The organism is Betaproteobacteria bacterium, assembly GCA_016720925.1.
Lineage (GTDB): Bacteria > Pseudomonadota > Gammaproteobacteria > Burkholderiales > Usitatibacteraceae > UKL13-2.
Genome location: JADKJR010000003.1, coordinates 115,089 through 138,942 on the forward strand (window position 1 = coordinate 115,089; position 23,854 = coordinate 138,942).

Genomic DNA, 23,854 nt, shown 5'->3' on the forward strand with positions numbered 1-23,854 from the left:
GGTCGGCGAAAGCGGGTGGCTTGCGCGAATTTCGTGGAGTGCTGACTTCTTGGAAAGGAGAGCGCGATTCAACTCTTATCTTAATCGTTTCGAAGCTGGCATACACACTGAGTCGAGAGAATACATGTTCACCGGCTACTCAGCATTAGGAGGCGGGCATGAAATGGAGGGTCACCATTTACAGCCGGACCTCGGTTGCGCCCTTGTATTTTGGGTTGTCATAGAACAGCACGCGCTTGCCCTTATCCCACTGCATTGTCCCGTTCGTGAATGGTTCGCGCATGTCCGCAGTATTCGCCTTCAGGTAGGCTGCGATTTGCGAATCCGGCACTCTATCTTTGAAGATTCTGACTCGCATCGTCAACAGATTCATCAGCCGGTTCTTGGCATGCATGGATTTGATTAGCTCAAATGACATGCTTGGTTGAATATACTCGGCGCTTGCCGAGAAACGTGGATCAGTTTCGTTTTTCTCCATTTCTTTGAAACATTTGTATGTGTTCACGGCGCCGTCGTCCAGCAAGCTCGCAGGTCCGCTAGCGATTTCTATCACCCGCTTCGCATGTCGGTAATGTCGATTGGTTATGTAGTTTGGGAATATCGCTTTTCTACCCTCTTTGAATTCATAGGACTGCATAAAAAGGGCATGCTCGGAGCGCATGATTCCAGGAATATTAAAGCGCGCAATGTTTCCTGCCGCGAGTAGCGTGATGAGTTCATCGTAGTGGTTGTCAATCAGATGGGGCGCACGAAATAGCAGCGACTCAATGACAGAAAGGCTGATGCCTTCGTTTACCAAGTTAACTGCTACCTCCAACCAAATGCCGCCCGTAGAGTTCATGTTTCGCAAAAATACGTGTTGATCTGCCCATTTGCGATAGGCTTGGGTTGCGCGTCCCTCGGTACGATCTACCTTGATCTCTACTGCCGCTAATTTGGCTGCGACCATGAACGGGGTAGCCCGACCCAGAGAATATCCCGGCGCAGTCGCCATTTTCTGTATTTGTCGATAGCGGGACAGTAATTCGGCGTTATCGCGAAGAGTTTGCGTTGCCTCCTCGATAGGCGCGCATTTTGGATCTTGATCGAATGGCTCGTAGTCATCCGTCCAACAATCCATGCGCATTTGATCCCACTTGATTTTCAGCGAATTCGATTCTTCCGTTCGCTTTTCAGGGCTGGCGTCGCTATTCATTCCCCACATCGCTGCAAAAGTGCGCCCATAGGCCATGAAGTCCTGTCCCGCTGGCGCACTCAACCCCAGCAGCCCAATCGAGGCATTATTTTGATCATTTGGTTTTTGAGCAGTTGCAAAAAAAGTAGCGGCCTCTTCATCGAGAGGCTCATCGCGCGCAATTGCGGCACAGCCAACCTCACCCAAGGAAAGCGTACAAATGATGAAGCAGCTGCAAATACGAAACATTGTGATTATTCGACCTATCTCTCTCATCAATTCTTCTTCACAAACCGAACCTCATCGCCAAACAATGCAGGATTGCGCAAATTGTCCTTCAGTAATTTCTGCATCACGGCGGAGTCATTCGTCTCCTTCGGAATGGCCTCGGGATTGACGGCGCGCATGACGAGGCTCCTGGCATCCGCGGAGAGCGTGTAAATCAGGTAGGCATACTTGCGCTCGGAAGAGTCGATGTCCTGAACACTGATGAACGCGGTGTTGCCGACGTCGGAATGGAATGCCTGAAACAGATCGCCGTTGTAGGAACAGATGTAGATCGAGTCATTCAGCTTTCGCACCTTCATCTTTTCCTGCCCGTCGTTCGTGACCCAGTTACCCAATAGGCGGTCGTCGACTTTACGCGTTGCGCTGGGTGTAATCGGCACCTTGAAGTTGCAGCCGCTGAAGGCCAGCACGCAGAACGCAACCATGATGCAGCCCGCGAGTCTTCGGACAAACGCACGATCGATCTTCATGTTTCACCCCTCATCATTTTGACTATGAGCCGGTCCCAGTGGGAACTTCTATTAATCCTGTCATCCCGGCGCACAATCACAAGGGTTGCGCCGGGCAAGGATCCAAGTTTTTGTAAGCATATGATGCATTAGCGAAAATTGGGCCAAGCCATTGCATTGGCTTGGCGTTCAGCGGGCGCAGAGCCCGCTCTGCGAATTCCCCGCTTCACCCCCGGACAAAATCCGGGGCGACAGAAATTGGGTTTTGAGAAGTTCCCAGTATACAAACTCCAGCACTGGCGCGCTTCACCAGCCATTTTCGGCCTGTGAGCCGCACCAGTGCTTGAGTTTAATATGTAGCTTCACAAGTACGCCTACTCTTCATCCCAGTCTTTCCAATCCACCTTGTGCGCCTCGCGATAGAGGTTAACGGCCCGACCGACCGTGGGGCAAAAAATATTGTGGCCGATGATGTCGAGGGTGCCGTAGTGGTTCAAGCGGTCCTTGACCGGCCCCTTCATGCCGGCAAACCACAGCTCGATCCCCTGCTGCGTCAACTCGCCATGCAACGTGGTCAGGACTTCGGCGGCGGTTAAGTCCACATCGGAAATAGCGTCGGCCGCGACCACGACCCGTTGCGTGGGTGTGGGTGCGACCGCGACCGCGCGATGCACCTGCTCGCGAAAAATTTCCGCGTTGGCGAAGAAGAGTTGCGCGTCCCAGCGAAATAGCACTAGGCCCGGCACCACGCGGCCTTCCGGATGACGGGTGACATCGTGGTAGCCCTTGGCGCCATCGACACGCGCGAGCACCGCGAAGTGCGGGTGCCATGCGTTCCACACCAGCACCAGCATGGCGAGCGCGATGGTGATGAAGATGCCCTCGATCACACCCACAAAGGCGACGCCCAGAAAGCTGATGACCGACAGCGCAAATTCGATGCGGCGCAAGCGCGCCAGCTCCCACATGCCGGGAATGTCCGCGAACGACACGCACGCGGCAATCACCACCGCGCCCAGCGCGGCGCTCGGCAAGCTTTGCAAAAGCGTCGGTGCGAACAGCAGCAATATTGCGATCGCCAATGCCCCCACCAGTCCCGTCACCTGCGTCCTGGCGCCGGCCGATTCCGCCACCGGCGTGCGCGACGCGCTGCTGCTGATGGAAAAACCCTGGAACACACCGGTGGCAATATTGGCGGCGCCGATCGCGATCATTTCCTGATTCTGGCTGACCTGATAGCCGCCGCGTTGCGCAAGCGCGCGCGACAGCAAGCTGGTATCGGCGAACGACAGTAAAGAAATGATGAGCGCGCCCGGCAGCAACTGCATGACTTCGTCCAACGTCACGTCGGGAAAGCGAAAATTCGGCAGCCCATGCGGCAGTCCACCGACCACGGAGAGTTGTGTCGTCTGCGAGAGATCGAACCACGCTGATACCAGGGTAGCCAGAACCACCGCAATCAGGATGCCGGGCCATTGCGGGCGAAAGCGTCGGACCAGCAAGATCACCGCAAGGCAGGTAGTGCCGATCATGAGCGCGACGGAATTTGTCCGGCCACCCGCGATGCCTTCAATCAACAGCATGGCTTTCTCCGGCAAGGTCTCGGCCTTGATCGCGAAGCCGAACACTTTCGGCAACTGTCCGATGATGACCGTGAGCGCAATGGCGTTCAGGAAACCGAGGCGTATCGGTTTCGACAGCAAGTCGGCGATCATTCCCAGGCGCGCGAAGCCGATCAGCAATGAGCAAGCGCCGGACAGAATCGCCAGCATACCCGCGAGTGCAATGGCATGCTCAACGCCGCCGCCCGCAAGCGGCAGGATCAGCGCGGCAATCACCGCGGCCAGGGTGGAATCGGGCCCCAGCACCATGATGCGGCTCGGGCCAAAGATCGCGTAGGCGATCAGGGGAATGATGGTTGCGTAAAGGCCGTGAATCGCCGGCACGCCGGATGCCTCCGCATAACCCATTCCCACCGGCACCAGAATGGCGGTGAGTACCAGCCCGGCAACCACGTCATGCATGAGCCAGGCGCGCCGGTATTCGAGCAGCGTGGCAAGTCCCGGTGCCCAGCGCCGCAAGAAGCGCGGCGCCACTGTGGGAGGAGTGACTGAAGGCGCGGGCACGTTACTCAAGCGAAAGGCGGGCGTATTTGAAAAATGTTGTCAGCGACCCAACGAAAACGGCATGCGGAAAACTGGCCGGCGCCGATCTCACCGCGCCGCCGGAAATCCACACAAGATTGCAATAATTCACTTACTTTCCCAAAGGCTTGATCATCAGCGCGTTGAAGCGGCGCTGCGCACGAGGCGTCACCGTCAGGCCTTTTTTTGTCGCAAAATCAAAGATCGGATAGAACACCGGAATCAGCGGCTGGTCCGCCATCGCGAAACGGATGGCGCGACCCAGCAATTCGTTGCGAAGTTCGTTATCCATGGTCTGCAGCGCATCGGTGAGCAACTGATCGACAACGGGATTGGTGTAGCGCGTGCGATTGGCGGTGCCGAAACCCTTGGCGGGGATGGAAGTGGCGACCAGCGCGCGCAGGCTGTTGGCGGCTTCTTCCGCACCGTACTGTGCTGTGAAGGCGCTGAAATCCTGTTTGGACGCGCGCGAGAAGAACAGGCTCCCCGGGAGGGTTTCAACTTCCGCTTTCAGGCCCAGGCGCGTCCACATCTGCGCGACAGCTTGCGCGACCGAGGCGTCATTGGGATAGCGGTCATTGGTGGCGTGCAGGACGATGCGAAAACCGTCCGCCCAGCCGGCTTCCTTGAGCAGCGCCTGCGCCTTGACGAGATCGAAGGGATCCGGTTTCAAGCCTTTCAGTGAGCCGGGAAACCGCTCATCGAGTAATTGCGACGCGGGAATGCCGCTGCCATCCATCATGCGTGTCACGATCAGGGCGCGGTTGATGGCCAGTGAGAGCGCTTTTCGCACGCGCGGATCCTGTAACGGATTCTTGTCCAATGCTTTGCCATCCTTGGCGGTAACGAAAGGCGAAACCGCGCGTGCGGAATCGAGTCCGATGTAGTGCACCAGTGCGGCCGGGCCATGGAATAACGAAAATTTGCCGTCGCCCTTGATTCGCGCCAGATCGGCACTGGGCACCGCGTCGATGGCATCAACCTGCCCGGACAGCAGGGCCGCAAGGCGCGTCGGGTCTTTGGCGATGACGCGTTCGGTGACCTTCGCCCATGTCGGCTTCGGCCCCCAGTATTTGTCGAATCGCTCGACCACGAGTTGCTCGCCATTTTTCCACTCAACCAGTTTGTATTGACCGGTGCCGATGGCGGCTTTCCCGGAATTGAAGTCCTGCGTGGTCATGCCCTTGGCGGCAGTGGCGGAGACGATGAGCACGTTGGCGAGATCGTTCGGCAGCATCGGTGATGGCGCCACGGTCTTCATCTGGATCGTATGGTCGTCGAGCTTGACGATCTTCTCGACGCTGCGGGTGAACTGGGAAAAGGAGTTGGGCGAGTTCGGCACATTGGGCACGCGCTCCCAGGTGAAGATCACGTCGTCGGCAGTAAAAGGCGCGCCGTTATGAAATACCACACCCTTGCGCAGCTTGATTTCCCAGGTGAGATTGTCAAGGTTCTTCCATGACTCAGCGAGCTGCGGGCGCGGTACCAGCTTTTCGTCAAGCACCGCGAGTTTTTCGTAAATCATCTCGTGCGATGAACCGGTAGGAAAGGCGGAGAAGAAATGCGGGTCCAGCGTATTCAGTTCGAGCTTGGTGCCGAGCGTCAGCGTCTGCGCGGAAAGCGGCGTGGAACAGATCAGCATTGCCGCGATGAGGATTCGTCGTATCGTCATGATCTGCCCCTTTGTGAGTAGTGCGATGATTATCGCGGTTGGGTGGTGGCGGGGTCAATGCGCGGCGGTTATCATGGCGCAATGAATACTTCACGAAATTCCCAAAAGCCCCGCATTGCCGTGGGCACCTTCATGCTCGAATCCAACGCGCACTCGCCCGTGGCGACACGCGAAGAGTTCGCGCAAAATTATTTGATGTTCGGTGACGAGATGGCTGATGACTGGCAGGCCGAACACCCGCGCGGCGCCACATGCATGTCCGGCTTCGTCGACGGCATGAACGCAAGCGGTGAATGGGCGCCGCTGCCCTTAATCGGCACCATGGTCGGCGCCAGCGGGCCGATCGACCAGACATTCTTCGATGAAGTCGTGCGCGAAATGACCGCGCGCCTGAAAGCGGTGATGCCGGTGGACGGCGTGTTCCTGTCGCTGCATGGCGCCGCCATTGGCACGGTGGAGGTTGACCCGGATGGTGTGCTGCTGGAAGCAATCAGAAAGATCGTCGGCCCGGATATTCCGATAATCGCCACGCTCGACCTGCATGCCAACGTGTCGGCCAAAATGGTGGCGAATGCCGATGTGCTGGTGGTGTACCGGACCAATCCGCACATCGACATGTTTGAGCGTGGCCAGGAATCCGCGGCGCTGATGCGCGAAATATTCGCGGGTGAAAAGGCGACGGCGGCATTCGTGAAACTGCCGTTCATTCCGCCCTCGGTCACGCAAAACACCAAGTCCGGGCCGTATGCCGACATCATCGCCTACGGGCAATCGAAGGTTGATTCACGAGTGATGAACGTCTCGGTGGTGAGTGGTTTTTCGTTGGGCGATACGGTCAAGAACGGTATGTCGGTGATTGTTACTACCCGCAATGATGCGGCACTGGCGAAATCGCTCGCGACGAATATCGCGCAACGCACTTGGGACGAACGCCATCGCTACATCCCGAAACTCACCACCATTGACGAAGCAACGCGCATGGCGCTTACGTGCGGCCGCGAATCATCGCGCCCCGCATTGCTGTTTGCCGACGTCGCGGACAATCCCGGTGGCGGCGGACGAGGTAATACGGTGTGGATTCTGAAGGCGTTTCATGAGGCAGGCGTGGAGGGTGCGTTATTAGGTGTGTTCTTCGATCCGGAACTCGCAAAGGAAGCGCACGATCTAGGCAAGGGCGCAACATTCCACGCGCAATTCAACCGCAACGAAACTCATCTGCTGTCCGGCAAATTTGCCGCCGACGTGGTGGTTGAAGCATTGCACGACGGCAACATTGTTGGCCGGCGCGGCATCTCCGCTGGGCACCAGATCATTCTCGGGCCGATGGCGTTGCTGAAAGTTGGCGGCATTCGTGTCGTTGTCATCAGCGTGCGCCAGCAATGCAAGGACACGGCGATGTTCGAAGTCTTTGGCATCGACATCGCGAAAGCAAGAGCGGTGATTGTCAAATCGCGCGGCCATTTTCGCGCGGCGTTCGATTTACTGTTTCCCGACGAACGCATCATCGAAGTCGATGTGCCCGGCCTCACCACACCGATCTTGTCGCGCGTACCTTACAAGAATGTGCCGCGGCCGATATTTCCGCTCGACGCGGATACCGAGTGGGTGGCTTCCGCCGGATGAAAAAAGAAAAAGGCGCAACCAAGTGCGCCTTTTTCCTGGTGTTACCAGAAGAAATTCCTGCTTGTCACTTCGCCGGCTTCAAGCCCATTGCCAGCGTGTACTGATCGGTGCGCGCGATGTATTTCACACCTTTCACCGCCGCCCAGGTCGAGACCTCGTAATGCAATGGGATAAGTCCGACATCGCCCATCACCATTTCCGCCGCCTGCTGGATCATGGATTCGCGCTTTTTGTCGTCCATGGTGACCAGCGCAGCGGACAGCACCTTGTCGAACGCCGGGTTGGAGTAACGCCCCCGATTGGTCACGCCCATGCCCTTGTCCTTGTCATACGTTGCCAGCAGCGAACGCATTGACGAACCCTGTTCGCCCGATTCGGTGCCCCAGCCCAGCAGCATGTAACCGAACTCCAGTTTGGTGGCGCGGGTGAAATACACGTTAGATGGCATCGTCTCGACTTTGGTGTCGATGCCGACGCGCGAATAGAACTGCGCGATCGCCTGCAGGACGTTGGCATCGTTGATGTAGCGATTGTTCGGGCCATGCAGGGTCATCGCGAAACCGTTCGGGTAACCGGCTTCGGCGAGCAGCTTCTTTGCACCTTCCGGATCAAACTTTGCCGGCTTCAATTTTTTGCTGGTGCCGTAGAAAAAATCCGGCAACAGTTGCCCGGCGGCAACGGCTTTCTTTTCCATCACACGATCGACGATGGCATCGCGATTGATCGCCATCGACAAGGCCTTGCGCACGCGCACGTCGCGGAACGGATTTTTGTCGAGCGGCTTGCCATCCTTGGCAGTCACAAACGGCGGCGATTTATCGGTGCTCTGGTTCAGGTGCACGTAGATCACGCGGTTGGACACTTTGTCGACCAGCGAGTAGTTTTTGTCGGCCGAGAGTTTGGTGATGTCCGCGGTGGGCACGGTCTCGATGAACTCGACGCCGTTAGATAACAACGCGGCAACCCGTCCGGCCGGACTGGTGAGGATCTTGAATGTGACCTTGTCCCACGGCTCTTCGCCGCCCCAATAGCCATAGTTGGCTTTCACGACGATCCGCTGGTTGGGTATGTACTCGACGAACTTGTAGGGTCCGGTACCAATGGCCGCCTTGCCGGAGTTGTAATCTTCGGTTGTAGCTTTGTCGCCGTGCAATTTGGAAATGATCATTACCGAGGCCAGGTCGGATGGCAGCAAAACGTGCGGCGTGGCCGTCTTGAAAACGATGGTGTAGGGATCGACGATCTTCACGTCGACGATCGGTTTGACGAAGGTGCCGAACGATGACGGGCTGTTCGGTACATTGGGTGCGCGCTTCAGCGTGAACGCCACGTCCTCGGCGGTGAAAGGTGAGCCATCGTGAAAGCGCACATTCTTGCGCAGCTTGAATTCCCACGTCAGGTCGTCGATGGCCTTCCAAGATGTGGCCAGCCCCGGCACCAGTTTCTGATTCTCGTCGCGCTTGATGAGCGGCTCGAACAAATGCAGCATCATTGAATTGTTCGGCGACAGGTTGTGATAGTGCGGATCCATCGAGGTGATGGCCGCCTGCAGGCCGATATTGATATCGCGCGGCTTGCTTTGCGCGGCGGCGGGCAGCGCGGTGGTGAGCAGTAGCGCCAGAAAGCCGGAAATGAACAAGCGGGAAAGTAGAAAACGAGATGCGCGAATCATGTGGTTCTCCATTGTTGTAATGTTGCATGGCGAGCTGCGCGTGTGCCGAATAGTGATAATAGCGGAATCCGCGTTGCATGCGGTGTCACGGAGGATAGGTGAAAGCCATGATCATGATCGACAGTTTTGAAAAAATGCTGGCGAGCGGGAAGGACAATCCCTTGCTGAGGTTTTCGCTCGGCAATGAATATCTAAAGGCGCAGGATGCCGTTCGGGCTGTCGAGCATTTACGCGCGGCGGTCGCGCAGGATGCCGGCTATTCGGCTGCCTGGAAGTTGCTCGGCAAGGCGCTTGCGCAGGCGGGCGATAGAGAAGGTGCCCAAGGCGCATACAAATCTGGTATTGCGGCGGCGACTGCAAAAGGCGACAAGCAGGCGGCGAAGGAGATGGCGGTTTTCTTGAAGCGGCTGGACTCGGTTGAGTGACACAAACTCAAGCACTGGTGCGCCTTTCCGGGCACTAATGGCTGGAAAGGCGCACCAGTGCTTGAGTTTACGTTTCGGGAACTTCTATTAACCACATCCCCGTTCACCCTGAGCTTGTCGAAGGGTCTCGTGGTGCATGGTAAAACAAGCACTTAGAGTAAGTGTGGTTCGACAGGCTCACCACGGAGGGGGTAAATAGAAGTTCCCTTTCAGGCGATCATCGTCCTGGAAAGAAACTCGCGAATGCGCGGCGCGCTGATGGTGCCATCGACAACCGCTTCGCCAATGCGTTTCAATAGAATCAGCCGAATCGCGCCGCCTTCATTTTTCTTGTCGCGGCCCATGTGATCGAGCATTTCGTCGGGTGAGATGCGATCCGGAAAGTCGGCGACCAACCCCGCGCGCGCGATCAATTTCAGCGCGCGATCACACGAAGCTCTGTCGAGCATGCCGAGTTCATTTGAAAAACGTGCTGCGAGCGCCATGCCGCAGCCGACGGCTTCCCCGTGCAACCAGACGCCATAGCCAAGCGCCGACTCAATGGCGTGGCCAAACGTATGGCCAAGGTTTAGCAGCGCGCGCCCACCCTCCACGGCGGTTTCACGCTCATCCTCCGCAACGACCTGCGCCTTGATCTCGCACGAGCGCCTGATCGCATAAGCCAGCGCATCACCATCGCGCTTCAGCAGCGCCTCCATGTTTGCTTCCAGCCATTCAAAGAACGCCGCGTCGAGGATCAAGCCGTACTTGAGTACTTCCGCCAGGCCGGAACGAAGTTCGCGCTCGGGCAATGTCGCGAGCGTGTCAGTGTCGGCCAGTACCAGCTGCGGCTGGTAGAAGGCGCCGATCATGTTCTTGCCCAACGGGTGATTGATGGCGGTCTTGCCGCCGACCGAGGAATCGACTTGCGCAAGCAGCGTGGTGGGAATCTGGATAAATGGCACGCCGCGCTGGTAGGTCGCGGCGGCAAAGCCGGCAATGTCGCCGATGACGCCGCCACCCAGGGCGATGATCGTGGTTTTGCGATCGCAGCGGTTTGAAAGCAACGCGTCGAAGATACGATTCAGCGTCGGCCAATCCTTGAAGACTTCGCCATCCGGGAGAATGATCGGCACGACTGCGACGCCGGCATCGGCAAGCGCCAGCAAAAAGCGCTCCCCGTATAAGGGCATCAGTGTCTCATTGGTGACCATGGCAACGCGCGGCTGGGGAAGGAATGTCTGGAGGCGCGCGACATCATTCAGCAATCGCGGACCAATGACGATCGGGTAGGCACGATCGCCTAACGCCACTTGCAGCGTGGTTGGTGCTGAGGATGCGATATTCATTGGCTAATGTCGATAATTGTCAGGTGGTTGTTGTGTTCGTCGATGCTTCCGGCGCGGGTTCTGCAGGTGGCCAAAGCTGACGACGGGCCAGCTCTTCAGCAATATCATGGACCAGTTTGCTCGCACTTTGGCGTCCGGTTTCAACGACCACGTTAGCCGTTTGGCGATAGAGCGGGTCGCGCGTCTCGAGTAGCGCCTTCAGGATCTCGCGTGGATTGTCGGCTTGCAGCAGTGGGCGCCGTGAATCATGCCTGGTGCGCTGCCAGAGATGGTCCAGGCTGGCGTGAAGATAGACGACGACGCCAGTCTGTCGGAGCGCACGGCGATTCTCTTCGCGTAATACAGCGCCACCACCGGTGGCGAGCAGGATGCCCTCGCGACGGCACAGTTCGCCCATTAATTGAGCCTCGCGCGCGCGAAACCCGGCCTCGCCCTCCAGTTCGAAAATCGTCGCGATGGAGACGCCGGTGTGCTGGAGCATTTCGTGGTCGGCATCGACAAATGGCAGTTTCAGTTTTCGCGCCAGCGCTTTGCCGATGGTGCTCTTCCCGGAGCCAGGCATGCCCACCAGATAGAGGTTGTGTTTTTCGCTAGGCGGCATGATTCATCAACAGTTTTGTTTGCATTTGATCAAAGGCTTCAGACGCCGTGCTTTGCCAGATACAAGACGTGCAATCCCGTTTGGGCGCTGCGTTGACGATGGCCAATTATCAAACAAAACGGGGCGCCCTTGCGAGCGCCCCGTTCAGTTAGCAGGAGATTATCTTAATAATTAATCAGAATACGCTCCAATTCGACGCCGCCTAACGGACGGTCAACGATTCCTTGATAATGCGCGGCGTGATGAAAATCAGCAGTTCGGTCTTGTCCGATTGTTTGATGGTCTTCTTGAAAAAGTTTCCGATCACCGGAATATCACCCAGCAACGGTACCTTGGTGACGTCGGTACGCGTCACGGTTTCAAAAATGCCGCCGAGTACAGCCGTGTCACCGTTGTCGACGAGTACCGATGTTTTCAGCGTCTTGGTGTCAATGGACGGGATGCCAGCAAAAATCTGTCCAACAGAATCCTTCTTGATTTCCAACTCCATCAGAATCTTGTCGTCAGGCGTTATTTGTGGCGTTACGTCAAGCGACAGGATTGCCGGCTTGAACTGAATCGTCGTACCGCCGCTCGCCGATTGGGTCGCATAGGGGATTTCCGTGCCTTGGGTAATCGTGGCTTTCTTCTTGTCAGGCGCAACGATGCGTGGATTCGAGACCACCTTGCCGCGTCCATCCGATTCAAGTGCGGACAACTCAAGCTCGATCAAATTGCTGTTCGCAATATTCAGGATATTGATACCCAGCGAGCCTGCCGCGCCGATGACGGGCAAATTAACGGCGATTGGCGTGTCCGTGTTCAGTGGTTTGACGCCGCTGGAAATGTTGTGGGCGTTATCGATATTGCCGGCGACGCCGATGTTGCGTCCTTGCTGCGTGGACCCTGCCGCAAAATTGAACTTCGCGCCGAGCTGCGATCCCCACTTATCATCGGCGATGACAATGCGCGCTTCAATCAGCACCTGCCGAACCGGAACGTCCAGTTGTGCAATCAAACGCCGCACTTCATCAAGCTTTGAGCCGGTGTCATTGATGAAAATCGTATTGGTACGTGCATCCGACGTTGCACTACCGCGTTTGGAAAGAATGCGTTGATCCTTGTCCGAAACCAGCTTCTTTACGTCGTCCGCTTTTGTGTATGAAAGCTGGAAGCTTTCGGTGCGCAGCGGTTCCAGTTCGGAAATCTGTTGGCTCGCCTCCAGTGCCAGCTTTTCCTTGGTGGCTAATTCATCCGATGGCGCAATCAGTACGACGTTTCCGTTCTTGCGCTTCGACAGTCCCTTCGCTTGCAAGATGATATCCAGCGCCTGATCCCATGGCACATCCTTCAAGCGTAACGTCAAACTGCCGCCAACCGTGTCACTGGTAATGATATTCAAGCCCGTGAAATCGGCGATCACCTGCAATACCGCGCGCACTTCGACGTTCTGGAAATTGAGCGAGAGCTTTTCGCCGCCGTAGCCAATCACGCCCTGAACCATCTTGTTCGGATCTTCCTTGAGCTGCTTGATCTCGACAATGAACTGGGTATCGGTCTGGTAGGCAGAATATTCCCAAAGTCCTTTTGGTTCAATGATGAGGCGGGTGTTCGCGCCCTGATCAATGACGTCGACAAATCGAACGGGTGTGGCGAAGTCAATGACATCCAGACGCCGCACCAGATTACGCGGAATGGTGGTGTTGATGAAGTCAACCAGGATGCTCTTGCCTTGCTGGCGAATATCAATGCCGGTGCTGGCCGAGGAAAGATCCACGATTACGCGGCCCTCACCATTCGCACCACGACGGAAATCGATATCGCGCAGGCTTTGTTTCTGTACACCCAGTGTTGCCGAAGGTTCCGCAAACTTGGTGACCGCCGCGGATTCCTTGACGGCGCTTTGCAGGGTATTGTCCAGCGTCACGACCAGCGAATTGCCGTCCAGCACCGAGGTGTAGCTGAGCGAACGGGAAAGATTCACCACCAGCCGCGTGCGTCCCGGGACTTCGACGACGCTGACGGAACGGATATCTCCCTCACCGATGTCAACCGTATTCTTGCCGAGCCCATTGGAGACGCCGGGAAGGTCTATGGCGATACGCGCAGGGTTTGTGACGGTAAAACCGGGAGGAGCAGCGGGCAAAGCATCCTTGAAATTGACGCGAATGACCACTTTGCCGCCTTGGAGCGTGGAGGTATCGATGGATTGAAGAAGGTTGGCCTGAGCCGCTTGAGCATGTGCGGTGGCACTGAATACCATCCCCGCCAAAATGGCGGCATACGCGAACAAGCGTCCCGCAAGCGATCGAGCAGTGTTTGTCCGGTTTGTTTGAATCACGATTTGCCTCCCACAGTTCCTTCGAGCAGCGGCAGCACACTTTGGCGCTCCGTCCAGTCTCCGGCGGTGTCTTGAACGATTTCTTTCAATTTAACTTCGGTGTCGGTGATTTCGGTGATAAGACCAAAATTCTGACCCAGATAATTGCCTTTTTTCACGCGATACAACGTTTTTTCTGCACGGACCAACGCGTAGGTCACACCTGCCTGCGATAACGTACCAACCATCTTCAACTGTTCCAGCGGGTACGCTTCGAGCGGCTCCTTCCGGCGGTTCATGTCCGGCGCCAAGCCGCTGCTGTCGTTTTGCTTGATCGCAAGCTTGCGCGGCTTGAACGGGTCGGGCAGGTCGAAGCCTTCGTAGGCGAATGGCGCAAACGGTTTTACCTGCGGCAAGGGATCGATCTTGCGTACGACGCTCTTGTCTGATTCCTTGACGAACTGGCGCAGATCGGAAAACCCTTCGCCGCACGCGGCGAGCATCAGAAGCGGGGTGAAGATCAACGCATATTTGGCGTGGCGCTTCATCATTTGCCTCCCGCCGGTTTGGCTGGCGCGCCGGGTTTGGCCGCGCCCTTTGCCACTTTTCGTTGCGCGGCGACTTCATCCGGGTCCAAATACCGATATGTCTTGGCTACCGCTTCCATGCTCAAAGCGCCTTCCTTGCCAAGGTCAACCTTGAGGTCATTTAGCAGCACAATACGCGGCAGCTTCGCCACGTCGCTGGCAAAAGCGCCCAGGTCATGATAATTGCCGACGACTTTCAGGTTGATGGGACGCTCGGCATAAAACTCGGTGGTGGTTTCCGCCGCCGCCGGCTTGAAAAGATCGAATTGCAGGCCGCGGCCCAATCCGGCCTGATTGATGTCGATAAGTAAGGCATCCATTTCAGAACGAGTCGGCAACTGTTTCAAAAGCGCACCAAAGGACTGCTCAATCTCGGCACGTTGCTGCTGATAAGCCTCAAGGTTAACGGCCAATTTTTTCTTTTCAAGGAAAGTTGTTTTGAGCTCGGTTTCCTTTTTTTCCTGCGCCTCGAGATTGTCCAGCTGGTCCTTGTAAAAAACAAAGTAGCCCGCCACCAGAATGAGCACAAAAATCAGGAGAAACGCGGCCACCTTGAACGGCCATGGCCAATTTCCCGGATTCTTGGTATCAAGTTGTTTGAGTTCCTCAAGCCACTTGTTCATGCTTTTTTCTCCGCAGTTTTTGCGGGATCAGCCTTCTTGGGCGCCCCTTTGCTATCTTCAGCTTTGGCTCGCCTGATGCCGAAATCGAGGCTGAATTCATTGGCGCGTTGACTGTTTACCGTGACGGCCTTGATTTCGATGAGATTCGGATTCTCGAGGTAAGGGGAGGCCTCAATGTTGCGCATGAATGCGGATACCCGCGCATTCGATTGCGCGTAGCCCGTGACATTGATCTTGGTGCCGGTCTGTTTGATCGACTTCAGATAAAGCCCCTCTGGAAGCTGCCGTAACAGCTGGTCGAGCAAGTAGACAGGTTCCGAGCGATTGCTCTGCAGCCCCTCGACAACTTGCTTCTTGCCCAGTAGCGATGCTGTTTCCTCGCGGATTTTCTTGATCTCGTCGATCTGTTTTTCCAGTTTGGCGATTTCGTCGTTAAGGTACTTGTTACGGCCCATCTGGTTTTCAACCTGACCGTCGAACAATACCCAGAGCAGCGCTGCCACGGCCAGTCCGAGAACGGCGATGCCGCCGGCCAGAACCGCGAACTGCTTCTGGCGCTCCTTGCGTCTTTCTTCGCGGTGTGGAAGTAGATTTATGCGCATCATGCTGGGTCAAACCTCCGCATGGCGAGGCCACACGCGACCATCAGCGCCGGGGCGTCTATGGTTAACTGGCGGGGCTTGATTTTTGAGGACAACGCCATATTGGCAAAGGGATTTGCCACCATGGTGTGTACCTGGGTGCGTTGGTCGATCATTTCCTCGAGACCATCCAGCGCCGCACTTCCGCCGCAAAGCAGGATGTGATCAACTTTGTTGAATTGCGTGGACGTAAAGAAAAATTGCAGTGCTCTCGAAACTTCAAGCACAACTTTTTCATTGAACGGCTGCAGCACATCAGTGTGGTAGTTGTCCGGAAGCCCACCACTCTTCTTGGCAACCTCGGCTTCTTCCATGGGCATCCCGAACTGGCGAGAGATGTCCTGTGTCAGCTGATAGCCACCCAATTGCTGTTCTCGCGAGTATACCTGCTGATCCTCGTGCATGACGGTCACACGCGTGGTCAGGGCGCCGATATCGACAATGGCCGTGACGTCTTTGCTTTCAATGCCGGTGGCAGAACCCTTGATCATTTCAAAAGCGGCCAGCGAGGCGTAGGATTCCACATCCATGACCGTGGTTTTCAATCCTGCGGCTTCCGCAACGGCAACCCGATCCTCAATCTTTTCCTTGCGCGACGCAGCAATCAGCACTTCAACTTCCTCTTCGCTGTTCGGTGCCGGGCCGATCACCTGAAAATCGAGATTGACCTCGTCCAGACTGAAAGGGATGTACTGGTTTGCTTCGGACTGGACTTGATATTCCATGTCTTCGTCACGCTGATTGCCGTTCAGCAACACTTTCTTGGTGATGACCGCGGAAGAAGGCAACGCCAAGGCAATGTTCTTGATGCGCGTCGCCATTTGCTTGTGGGCTCGCTTCATGACTTCGCCCGCCGCTTCGATATTGGCGATGTTGCCGTCGGTGACGGTATCTTTTGGCAAGGGCTCGATAACATACCGCTCAACGCGATAGAGGCCCTTGCCCGCTTCTGCAATTTCGACCATCTTGATAAAGGACGAGCTGATATCAACACCAATTAACGGCGGTGTCTTTGCCCTCAGAAAGTCGAACTGAGATGCCAGTTTTTCTTTAAACATGGTGGTTGCCTGGCCCTTGGAGTGATTTGAACTTACGGCCTTTTGTGAAACTTACGGCCTATTACGCACAAATTACATTAAATCCTAGCAACAAGCCGTGGACGTGTAAAGCAATTTCTTTCAAAGCTAGAAAAGACTTTAATTGCGCTGCAACATTCTTGAGGGCCACCATTGGGCCACCATTTCAACACATTACGGTCGCTTCCTTCAGCGAACTAGTGGCTTCCGACCGATATAATGGTCCCTCAAAAGTACACTCACAGGCCCACATGACCTTTCGCTGGTGGTTATATCCCGCTATCTTGCTTGTTTCGCTGGTACTCGTTGCGGTCGGCATTGTCACCTTGACCGTGATTCTGCTCTACCCGAATCTGCCCTCCATCGAAGCGGTAACCGACTATCGCCCAAAACTCCCTCTGCGAGTGTACACGGTCGAAGGCGAAGTCATTGGCGAATTTGGTGAGGAAAAACGTACTTTTGTCCGTGTTCAGGATATTCCCCTTGTGATGAAGCAGGCGGTTATCGCTGCGGAAGATGAGCGCTTTTACGATCACGGTGGCGTCGACTACCTGGGTTTGGCGCGCGCTGCGGTTACGAACGTGATGGCTGGGAAAATCAAGGGCGGAGCAAGTACGATTACTCAGCAAGTTGCCCGCAATTTCTTTTTGACCAACGAGCAAACGTTGACGCGCAAGGTTTCAGAGTGGCTACTCGCTTTCAAAATTGAGCGCAGCCTGAGCAAAGATCAAATTTTGGAGATTTATCTCAATCACATTTTTCTGGGTAATCGCGCGTTTGGTTTTGCGGCTGCAAGCCGCGTGTATTACGGGAAAGACCTGGGCCAATTGTCGCCCGGGGAAGCGGCAATGCTTGCTGGCATACCGAAAGCACCATCCCAGTACAACCCGTTTAACAATCTCAAACGCGCGACCCTTCGTCAGAATTATGTTTTGCGGCGCATGAATGAACTGCGTTATCTCAGTGATGACGCGACCAATCAGGCGAGGGCGGAAACGATCAAATTGAACCGCGAGCGGCAAATGTATGCGGTAAACGCCGAGCACGTTGCGGAAATGGCGCGACAGGAAGTGTTCGAGCAATACGGCGAGAAAGCCTATGTAAGCGGCATCCGCATTTACACCACCATTCGTAGGGCTGACCAGGAAGCAGCCAACTTGAGCTTGCGGCGCGGTGTCACGGAATACGACCATCGGCACGGCTTTCGAGGACCGGAGGGTTTCATCAAGCTGAGCGCCGAAAAAGAGGAAGCGGAAGAGTCGGCGGACGAGGCGTTGCAGGAAAAAGACATGGTCGGTGAACTAATGCCAGCGGTAGTACTGGAGGCCGATACGAAGCAAGTGACCGCTTACACAAAGCGCGGCGAAACCGTGAAGTTAAGCGGTGACGCCATCAAGTTTATCGCACGGTCATTAGGTGAAAAATCATCGCCGCTCAAGCCGGTCCGTGGGTCCGTTATCCGGCTCGGCCTGGATGAAAAAGGCGTGCGGGTCATTACACAACTGCCCAAAGTCGAGGCAGCGCTTGTCTCGGTCGAATCCGCTGATGGCGCAATTCGGGCGCTGGCTGGCGGATTTGATTTCACGGCCAACAAATTCAATCATGTCACACAGGCGCTCCGGCAGCCGGGCTCCAGTTTCAAGCCTTTCATTTATTCGGCGGCGCTCGAAAAAGGGTTTACGCCCGCCACGATTGTCAACGACGCGCCGGTCGTTTTTGACCCGGGTCGAAATGGCGGGCAGATTTGGGAACCGAAGAACTACGACGGTAAATACGATGGCCCGATGCGGCTGCGAACCGCTTTGGCCAAGTCGAAAAATATGGTTTCGATCCGCGTGCTTCAGGCGATCAGCCCGAATTATGCCCAGGACTACATCACGCGCTTTGGCTTTGACCCAAAGCAGCATCCGCCCTATCTGACTCTGGCGCTGGGTGCGGGCGCCACCACTCCGCTGCAAATGGCGGGTGCGTATTCGATTTTTGCCAACGGCGGTTATCGAATCAAACCGTACTTCATCAGCAAGATCACGGATGACAAGGGCGGCATCCTGTTCGAAGCATCACCGGAGCGCGCGGGCATTGAGGGAGAAACAGTGCCCCCAAGCGGGCAAAAAGTGGCCGAACGCGTCATAGATCCGCGTAATGCGTTCATCATGTCCAGTCTTATGCGTGACGTTGTGCGCTATGGCACCGGCGCGGGCGCGATGGCACTCGGTCGAAACGACCTCGCCGGCAAAACCGGCACCACCAACGATCACTATGACGCGTGGTTCGCCGGATTCAATCCTGGCTTGGTGGCGATTGCGTGGATTGGTTACGACAACCCGACGGATCTGGGTGACAAAGAGACCGGCGGTCGCGCTGCCCTGCCTATATGGATGAACTATATGGCGAAGGCACTAAAAGGAACCAAGGAGCTTCCCTTCGAGCCGCCTGCCGGCATCGTCACGGTTCCGTTGCCGGGCGAAGTAACCAAGGATGGAAGACAGGTGATGGAATTCATCTATGCTGAATCGCAGTCGAGTCTGCATGAGGGGCCGACAGGTTTGCGCGAAGCCAACAAACCCTCCGAAGAAGTTAAAAACCAGATTTTCTGATTTCTCTGATGACGCACCGCAACAGACCGGCCGACAAGCCCGCGGCAAAACCCAATCATGTCCGGCTACAAGGCGATCGGGAACGGCAAACAAATACTCGAGACAACACAAAGGCACGCATTGCGCAATCGGCTGCGAGGCTAATCGCTGAAGGCCAGACTGACTACCAGGCGGCGAAGCGGAAGGCTGCCCGGCAGCACGGCGTAACGGATCGCCACGCATTGCCGGATAACCATGATGTCGAATTGGCGTTGCGGGAACACTTCGCATTGTTTTCCGCTGACGCCCAATCGCAGGCACTGGCTGCATTGCGCGAAACGGCGATTCGCCTGATGTCGCGGCTGGAACAGTTTTCGCCCTGGTTGGTCGGTGCGGTGCTGAACGGCACCGCCAATGCATTCAGCGAAATCGAGCTTGAATTAGTCGGCATTGAGCCAAAAGATTTCGAGATCTATCTCCTGAATGCTGGCGTCGAGTATGAACTATGTGACCCACCCCGCCCGCGGCGAGTATCGGCGGCTCAAAAGACCCACGGAAAATATTGCATGGAATTCGACGAAGCACCCGTCACTGTCACGTTATATGAACATCACGCTGCCAGATTGTCGGCAAATGCCGGCGACCCCATCAAGAACAATCGCGCGCAACGTGTGGAGGCAGAAAATCGATTCCTGCAAGAAAAAGCCAAACCCTAGAACCGGCGCGGCTCACAGGACACAAATGGCTGGAAACGACCGCCTGTAAAGGAGTTTGGCTTATGGCCGCTTGAGCAAACGTGAAGCCTCAAGTGCAAAGTAGGTGAGGATTCCGTCGGCACCGGCGCGCTTGAATCCAAGTAGTGATTCCATCATGCACGCCTCACCATCGAGCCACCCGTTTTGTGCGGCGGCTTTCAGCATCGCGTATTCGCCCGAGACTTGGTACACGAAGGTGGGTGCACCGAACGTGGTTTTGCAGCGTGCCACAATATCCAGGTACGGCATGCCCGGTTTCACCATCACCATATCAGCGCCCTCCTGCAAATCGAGCGCAATTTCCCGTAAGGCTTCATCAGAATTGCCCGGGTCCATCTGATAATTCTTTTTGTCACTCTTGCCGAGACTGCCGGCGGAGCCGACCGCGTCGCGGAAAGGCCCGTAAAACGCGCTGGCATACTTGGCGGAATAGGCCATGATCGCGGTATGAATGTAGCCTTGGGTGTCGAAAGCCCCCCGGATTGCGCCAATGCGCCCGTCCATCATGTCCGAAGGTGCGACGATGTCAACGCCCGCCTCGGCTTGGCAGAGCGCCTGCTTCTGCAGAACCGTGATCGTTTCGTCATTGAGGATGTAGCCCGAATTGTCGATCAGACCGTCCTGCCCGTGGGACGTATAGGGATCGAGCGCCACGTCACAGATCACGCCCAGTTGAGGAAAGCGCTGCTTCAGCTCGCGCACAGCGCGTGGCACGAGACCACGCGAATTGAAGGCTTCCGCGCCGTCAGCGGTTTTTAGCGATACGTCGATGACCGGAAACAGGGCGATCGCAGGAATACCAAGTCCGACGGCCTCTTCGCAGACCGGAAATAGCATGTCTACAGACATACGTTCAATCCCCGGCATGGATGCGACCGCCTGGCGCTGTTTCTTACCGTCAAGAACAAAAACGGGATAGATGAAATCCGCGGATGACAAAGAAGACTCGCGCACCATGTCGCGGAGAAAGCCCGTACGGCGCAAACGTCGCATCCTGCGGGCAGGGAATTGGCCAATATTCATGAGAGGTTCCGAATCGTCCTGATCGTCTAGTTCTACGCCCGCGCTGGAAAACGCGCTGAAGAACAGCGTCGCCGTGCGGGCAAAATATTGATATTGAACTTTTGCATTACGTCGCCATCATATCGTATGAGGGGTTCGCTCCTCCCCGCTTCACCTCCCTGAGCGGGTGCTTATATCGGGGTAAAACTTGATCTAGGCTGTTCCAAGGGCACGGGATACCCCTTTTCCCGTGCCCTTTTCTTCTTTCTGACCGGAATAGGTTGGATATGGGGCCTTATTACGCGCGTACGGCGACGTATTTCACGGACGTGCAGCCATTCGCATCAAGCGCAACATTATTATTCGATTCCGCCGTCGAACAATCGCTCAATTGCTTTCTCAGCTTCTTCGATACCTTCTTTCTTGAGGCTGGAAAAAAGCTGTGCTGTCACATGGTGATTTGCGGCCTGCATTTGTTTGATGACCTTGCGCAGCGTGAGTGCTTGCTCGCTTCTGGATAGCTTGTCCGACTTCGTCAGCAGGCAATGCACCGGTTTCCCTGTGGGCAGGTACCAATCCAGCAGTTTGACATCGAGTGATTTCAGGGGATGACGGGCATCCATAATGAGAACCAACCCCTTCAGCGCGACACGGGTGCTGACATAGGCTGCCATCACACTTTGCCAATGCGCTTTTACCCGCGCAGGGACTTCCGCATAGCCGTAGCCGGGCAGATCAACCAGCGTACGGTCGTCGCCCAAGGAGAAAAAATTGATCAACTGGGTGCGCCCAGGTGTTTTCGAGACGTATGCGAGACGCTTGTGATTGGCAAGCGTGTTGATCGCACTGGATTTGCCGGAATTGGACCGGCCCACAAATGCGACTTCACGGCCAACGTCCGGCAGTAATTGCTCAAGATCGTGGGCAGACGCCGTATAGACAGCGCGGTCAAACAGGCCCATGGTTTCCTCTTAGGGCGGGTTCAGATAAAATCATGGGTTCGAATCGTCAAAACAATCAAAGGTTGGCAATGAAGCGGATTCTTATGGCAGGTGCTCTGTCCCTCGGCGCGATGATGTCACACGCGAACACCGATACGGCAAAAGTGGCGGATTCAGCAAAGATCGCGCCCTCCAAAGCCGACATGATGGCACGCGGGCAGCAAATTGTCGGTACTGTTTGTGTCGCCTGCCATGGCCTCGATGGCATGAGTGCCATTTCAGCCAACCCGAATATTGCCGGAATGCCCGGGCAGTATATCGCGAGGCAGTTGGAGCTCTTCAAAACGGGTGTTCGAAACAATCCGATCATGCTGGGCATGTCCGCAAATCTGTCGCCAGAAGACATGCAAGCGCTGGGAATTTATTTTTTTTCGCAACGAGCTAAGGTCAATGCCGTTGCGCGAGACGCGACTCTCGCCGCCAAAGGCCAGAAAATCTACCGCGCAGGTATCCCTGAGCTTAAGGTGCCGGCCTGTGCGGGCTGCCATGGGGGCGCCGGTGCTGGAATCCCGGCGATTTACCCGCGCTTGGCTGGACAATGGCCCGAGTACACGCTTGCGCAATTGAAGCAATATACCGACGGGACGCGAAAGAATGCACAGATGAACACGATTACCAGCCGCATGCGCGACAACGATATGGCGGCGGTTGCCGAATATGTCGCCGGAATGCGAAGCCGGTAAGCGGGGAACAAACAAAGAATCCGGCTTACGCCGGATTTTTTTTGCCTTGCCCGGAATCGTCGAGCCGCCATGAGGATCGCGAATTGCCACTCATGCTCGGCTCAAAGAACTGTGCGCAGTTCCTGCCGACATGCTTGGCCCGATATAACGCAAGGTCTGCGCATTTCATCAATGATTCGCGATCGCGCGCATCGCGCGGAAAGAGGCTGATGCCGATGCTAGCAGTTACCTTTGCCCGATCAGTTGCCAACAAATAGTCCTGACTTAAGGCGCTGAGTAGTTTTTTTGCGACACGTCCCGCAGTGTTCTGATCGGACACCTGAGGGATGACAAGCAGAAATTCGTCGCCCCCCAAGCGGGCGATATAGTCCGAATCTCGGAGCTCGTGCTTGGCACGGCGGGCAACCTCTTTGAGCAGCGCATCCCCGGCGTCATGTCCAAGGCGATCGTTAACTGCCTTGAAACCGTCGAGATCGAGCAGGAGCAAGGCGAATCCACCCAGCGCAGCTTCGCCGTCCGCGTCATCCAGGCGCGCTGATATGTGTTCCATCACAGCCGGGCGATTAAACAGGTCGGTCAGCGAGTCGTGTGTTGCCTGATGAGCGATGCGGGTCTGGGAGGCGTGCTGCTCTTTGTTCAGCCGACGCAATGTTCCATAGAGAAATATGAGAATGAAAGCGGATGAGGAAATTAGCGCAAGTATCAGACGCCTGACCTTGTTTCCATACACGATCTGTTCAGTTTCCAGACCGTCTTGCATCAGGCGTGACTGTGCCAGCAACTCGTTCGAAATGACGACCAACTGGTCCAGCGGCTTATCAACAATAAGTGCGCGAACCAGTGACTGGGCCGCCGAAAATCCCTGCGCTTTTCTGGCATCAACAATTTTTTGCTCACGAGCAATAAATTGGTGCGCTGCGTGATAAAGCTCGGCAAAGTGGGCAGTCAATGCCGCATGTCCCTCATGCTTGCCAGACAAGTAGACTAGTTCGCGTTCAATTTCTGTCGTGCCTGCGCGATAACCTCCAAGATCTCGCTCGTCTCCGGTGATCGTGAATTGCTTTTCGCCGATGTCTAGCGCGAAGGCATTGAACCGAATCAGCTCAAGGCTGGAGATAATGCGTTGCGCGCGCAGAATTTTTTCGTTAGTGAGGATCAAACTTTCGGCGGAGACGACGGCGACCGTGGATACCGCCGCGATCGCGACCACCGCGAATACCAGTGCAGCGAGCGCA

Annotated in this window: 20 protein-coding genes; 5 read left to right on the forward strand and 15 right to left on the reverse strand. The window is 55.9% G+C overall.

Annotated features, from left to right (window positions below; all coding sequences use genetic code 11):
* Positions 1–178: 178 nt before the first annotated feature.
* The 4 genes from IPP88_04655 to IPP88_04670 all read right to left on the reverse strand — a co-directional run bounded on the left by IPP88_04655 (position 179) and on the right by IPP88_04670 (position 5,727).
* A complete protein-coding gene (locus IPP88_04655; GenBank protein MBL0122032.1) occupies positions 179–1,381 on the reverse strand; it encodes a hypothetical protein in 1,203 nt (400 codons plus the stop codon).
* 68 nt (positions 1,382–1,449) lie between these two features.
* Entirely contained in the window at positions 1,450–1,932 is a 483-nt protein-coding gene (locus IPP88_04660; protein MBL0122033.1) for a hypothetical protein, read from the reverse strand.
* A 353-nt stretch (positions 1,933–2,285) separates the two neighbouring features.
* A complete protein-coding gene (locus tag IPP88_04665) occupies positions 2,286–3,935 on the reverse strand; it encodes a SulP family inorganic anion transporter (protein ID MBL0122034.1) in 1,650 nt (549 codons plus the stop codon).
* 232 nt (positions 3,936–4,167) lie between these two features.
* Positions 4,168–5,727 (reverse strand): ABC transporter substrate-binding protein, encoded by a 1,560-nt coding sequence (locus IPP88_04670; protein MBL0122035.1) that lies wholly within the window; start codon positions 5,725–5,727, stop codon positions 4,168–4,170.
* Between the two features lie 81 nt (positions 5,728–5,808).
* Between IPP88_04670 and IPP88_04675 the strand changes: the two genes are divergently transcribed.
* The gene (locus tag IPP88_04675) at positions 5,809–7,350 is read left to right on the forward strand and encodes a M81 family metallopeptidase (protein ID MBL0122036.1); all 1,542 of its coding nucleotides are present in this window, start codon (positions 5,809–5,811) and stop codon (positions 7,348–7,350) included.
* A 64-nt stretch (positions 7,351–7,414) separates the two neighbouring features.
* On the opposite strand, the gene IPP88_04680 is transcribed toward IPP88_04675, so the two are convergent.
* Complete coding sequence (locus IPP88_04680) at positions 7,415–9,022, reverse strand: ABC transporter substrate-binding protein (GenBank protein MBL0122037.1); 1,608 nt, start codon at positions 9,020–9,022, stop codon at positions 7,415–7,417.
* A gap of 113 nt (positions 9,023–9,135) precedes the next feature.
* Between IPP88_04680 and IPP88_04685 the strand changes: the two genes are divergently transcribed.
* The gene (locus tag IPP88_04685; protein ID MBL0122038.1) at positions 9,136–9,447 is read left to right on the forward strand and encodes a hypothetical protein; all 312 of its coding nucleotides are present in this window, start codon (positions 9,136–9,138) and stop codon (positions 9,445–9,447) included.
* Between the two features lie 209 nt (positions 9,448–9,656).
* Here the strand turns inward: IPP88_04685 and aroB are convergent, their stop codons facing one another.
* From aroB to IPP88_04720, 7 genes are all read right to left on the reverse strand, one after another.
* Positions 9,657–10,775: a 3-dehydroquinate synthase gene (aroB, locus tag IPP88_04690; protein ID MBL0122039.1), complete on the reverse strand. Its 1,119-nt coding sequence runs from the start codon at positions 10,773–10,775 to the stop codon at positions 9,657–9,659.
* 19 nt (positions 10,776–10,794) lie between these two features.
* Positions 10,795–11,376 carry a shikimate kinase gene (locus IPP88_04695; protein MBL0122040.1) on the reverse strand — a complete coding sequence of 194 codons (582 nt, stop codon included), beginning with the start codon at positions 11,374–11,376 and terminating at the stop codon, positions 10,795–10,797.
* Positions 11,377–11,578: 202 nt separating this feature from the next.
* Positions 11,579–13,618, reverse strand: coding sequence for a type IV pilus secretin PilQ (locus IPP88_04700; GenBank protein MBL0122041.1), 2,040 nt, complete (start codon positions 13,616–13,618; stop codon positions 11,579–11,581).
* A 74-nt stretch (positions 13,619–13,692) separates the two neighbouring features.
* On the reverse strand, positions 13,693–14,223 hold the full coding sequence (locus IPP88_04705; GenBank protein ID MBL0122042.1) for a pilus assembly protein PilP: 531 nt from the start codon (positions 14,221–14,223) through the stop codon (positions 13,693–13,695).
* Positions 14,223–14,885 carry a type 4a pilus biogenesis protein PilO gene (locus IPP88_04710; GenBank protein MBL0122043.1) on the reverse strand — a complete coding sequence of 221 codons (663 nt, stop codon included), beginning with the start codon at positions 14,883–14,885 and terminating at the stop codon, positions 14,223–14,225. The genes IPP88_04705 and IPP88_04710 overlap by 1 nt, the downstream gene beginning before the upstream one ends.
* Entirely contained in the window at positions 14,882–15,490 is a 609-nt protein-coding gene (locus IPP88_04715) for a PilN domain-containing protein (protein MBL0122044.1), read from the reverse strand. The genes IPP88_04710 and IPP88_04715 overlap by 4 nt, the downstream gene beginning before the upstream one ends.
* On the reverse strand, positions 15,487–16,584 hold the full coding sequence (locus IPP88_04720) for a pilus assembly protein PilM (GenBank protein MBL0122045.1): 1,098 nt from the start codon (positions 16,582–16,584) through the stop codon (positions 15,487–15,489). Before IPP88_04720 ends, IPP88_04715 begins: the two co-directional genes overlap by 4 nt.
* A 269-nt stretch (positions 16,585–16,853) precedes the next feature.
* On the opposite strand from IPP88_04720, the gene IPP88_04725 reads away from it, so the two are divergent.
* Complete coding sequence (locus IPP88_04725) at positions 16,854–19,199, forward strand: penicillin-binding protein 1A (GenBank protein ID MBL0122046.1); 2,346 nt, start codon at positions 16,854–16,856, stop codon at positions 19,197–19,199.
* 8 nt (positions 19,200–19,207) lie between these two features.
* Positions 19,208–19,894, forward strand: coding sequence for a hypothetical protein (locus IPP88_04730; protein ID MBL0122047.1), 687 nt, complete (start codon positions 19,208–19,210; stop codon positions 19,892–19,894).
* A gap of 60 nt (positions 19,895–19,954) precedes the next feature.
* Here the strand turns inward: IPP88_04730 and hemB are convergent, their stop codons facing one another.
* Together hemB and IPP88_04740 are read right to left on the reverse strand one after the other, a co-directional pair.
* Complete coding sequence (gene hemB, locus IPP88_04735) at positions 19,955–20,956, reverse strand: porphobilinogen synthase (protein ID MBL0122048.1); 1,002 nt, start codon at positions 20,954–20,956, stop codon at positions 19,955–19,957.
* A 338-nt stretch (positions 20,957–21,294) separates the two neighbouring features.
* On the reverse strand, positions 21,295–21,897 hold the full coding sequence (locus IPP88_04740) for a YihA family ribosome biogenesis GTP-binding protein (GenBank protein ID MBL0122049.1): 603 nt from the start codon (positions 21,895–21,897) through the stop codon (positions 21,295–21,297).
* A 110-nt stretch (positions 21,898–22,007) separates the two neighbouring features.
* On the opposite strand from IPP88_04740, the gene IPP88_04745 reads away from it, so the two are divergent.
* Complete coding sequence (locus IPP88_04745; GenBank protein ID MBL0122050.1) at positions 22,008–22,619, forward strand: cytochrome c4; 612 nt, start codon at positions 22,008–22,010, stop codon at positions 22,617–22,619.
* A gap of 25 nt (positions 22,620–22,644) precedes the next feature.
* Here IPP88_04745 and IPP88_04750 read toward each other — a convergent pair whose 3' ends face one another.
* The gene (locus tag IPP88_04750) at positions 22,645–23,829 is read right to left on the reverse strand and encodes a diguanylate cyclase (GenBank protein ID MBL0122051.1); all 1,185 of its coding nucleotides are present in this window, start codon (positions 23,827–23,829) and stop codon (positions 22,645–22,647) included.
* Between the last annotated feature and the right edge of the window lie 25 nt (positions 23,830–23,854).

Excerpts from the sequence above, each read along its gene's own strand:
- IPP88_04660 (MBL0122033.1), bottom strand. The coding sequence starts at position 1,932 with ATGAAGATCGATCGTGCGTTTGTCCGAAGACTCGCGGGCTGCATCATG.
- IPP88_04665 (MBL0122034.1), bottom strand. The coding sequence starts at position 3,935 with ATGCATGACGTGGTTGCCGGGCTGGTACTCACCGCCATTCTGGTGCCG.
- IPP88_04670 (MBL0122035.1), bottom strand. The coding sequence starts at position 5,727 with ATGACGATACGACGAATCCTCATCGCGGCAATGCTGATCTGTTCCACG.
- IPP88_04675 (MBL0122036.1), top strand. The coding sequence starts at position 5,809 with ATGAATACTTCACGAAATTCCCAAAAGCCCCGCATTGCCGTGGGCACC.
- IPP88_04680 (MBL0122037.1), bottom strand. The coding sequence starts at position 9,022 with ATGATTCGCGCATCTCGTTTTCTACTTTCCCGCTTGTTCATTTCCGGC.
- IPP88_04685 (MBL0122038.1), top strand. The coding sequence starts at position 9,136 with ATGATCGACAGTTTTGAAAAAATGCTGGCGAGCGGGAAGGACAATCCC.
- aroB (MBL0122039.1), bottom strand. The coding sequence starts at position 10,775 with ATGAATATCGCATCCTCAGCACCAACCACGCTGCAAGTGGCGTTAGGC.
- IPP88_04695 (MBL0122040.1), bottom strand. The coding sequence starts at position 11,376 with ATGCCGCCTAGCGAAAAACACAACCTCTATCTGGTGGGCATGCCTGGC.
- IPP88_04700 (MBL0122041.1), bottom strand. The coding sequence starts at position 13,618 with ATGGTATTCAGTGCCACCGCACATGCTCAAGCGGCTCAGGCCAACCTT.
- IPP88_04705 (MBL0122042.1), bottom strand. The coding sequence starts at position 14,223 with ATGAAGCGCCACGCCAAATATGCGTTGATCTTCACCCCGCTTCTGATG.
- IPP88_04710 (MBL0122043.1), bottom strand. The coding sequence starts at position 14,885 with ATGAACAAGTGGCTTGAGGAACTCAAACAACTTGATACCAAGAATCCG.
- IPP88_04715 (MBL0122044.1), bottom strand. The coding sequence starts at position 15,490 with ATGATGCGCATAAATCTACTTCCACACCGCGAAGAAAGACGCAAGGAG.
- IPP88_04720 (MBL0122045.1), bottom strand. The coding sequence starts at position 16,584 with ATGTTTAAAGAAAAACTGGCATCTCAGTTCGACTTTCTGAGGGCAAAG.
- IPP88_04725 (MBL0122046.1), top strand. The coding sequence starts at position 16,854 with ATGACCTTTCGCTGGTGGTTATATCCCGCTATCTTGCTTGTTTCGCTG.
- IPP88_04730 (MBL0122047.1), top strand. The coding sequence starts at position 19,208 with ATGACGCACCGCAACAGACCGGCCGACAAGCCCGCGGCAAAACCCAAT.
- hemB (MBL0122048.1), bottom strand. The coding sequence starts at position 20,956 with ATGAATATTGGCCAATTCCCTGCCCGCAGGATGCGACGTTTGCGCCGT.
- IPP88_04740 (MBL0122049.1), bottom strand. The coding sequence starts at position 21,897 with ATGGGCCTGTTTGACCGCGCTGTCTATACGGCGTCTGCCCACGATCTT.
- IPP88_04745 (MBL0122050.1), top strand. The coding sequence starts at position 22,008 with ATGATGTCACACGCGAACACCGATACGGCAAAAGTGGCGGATTCAGCA.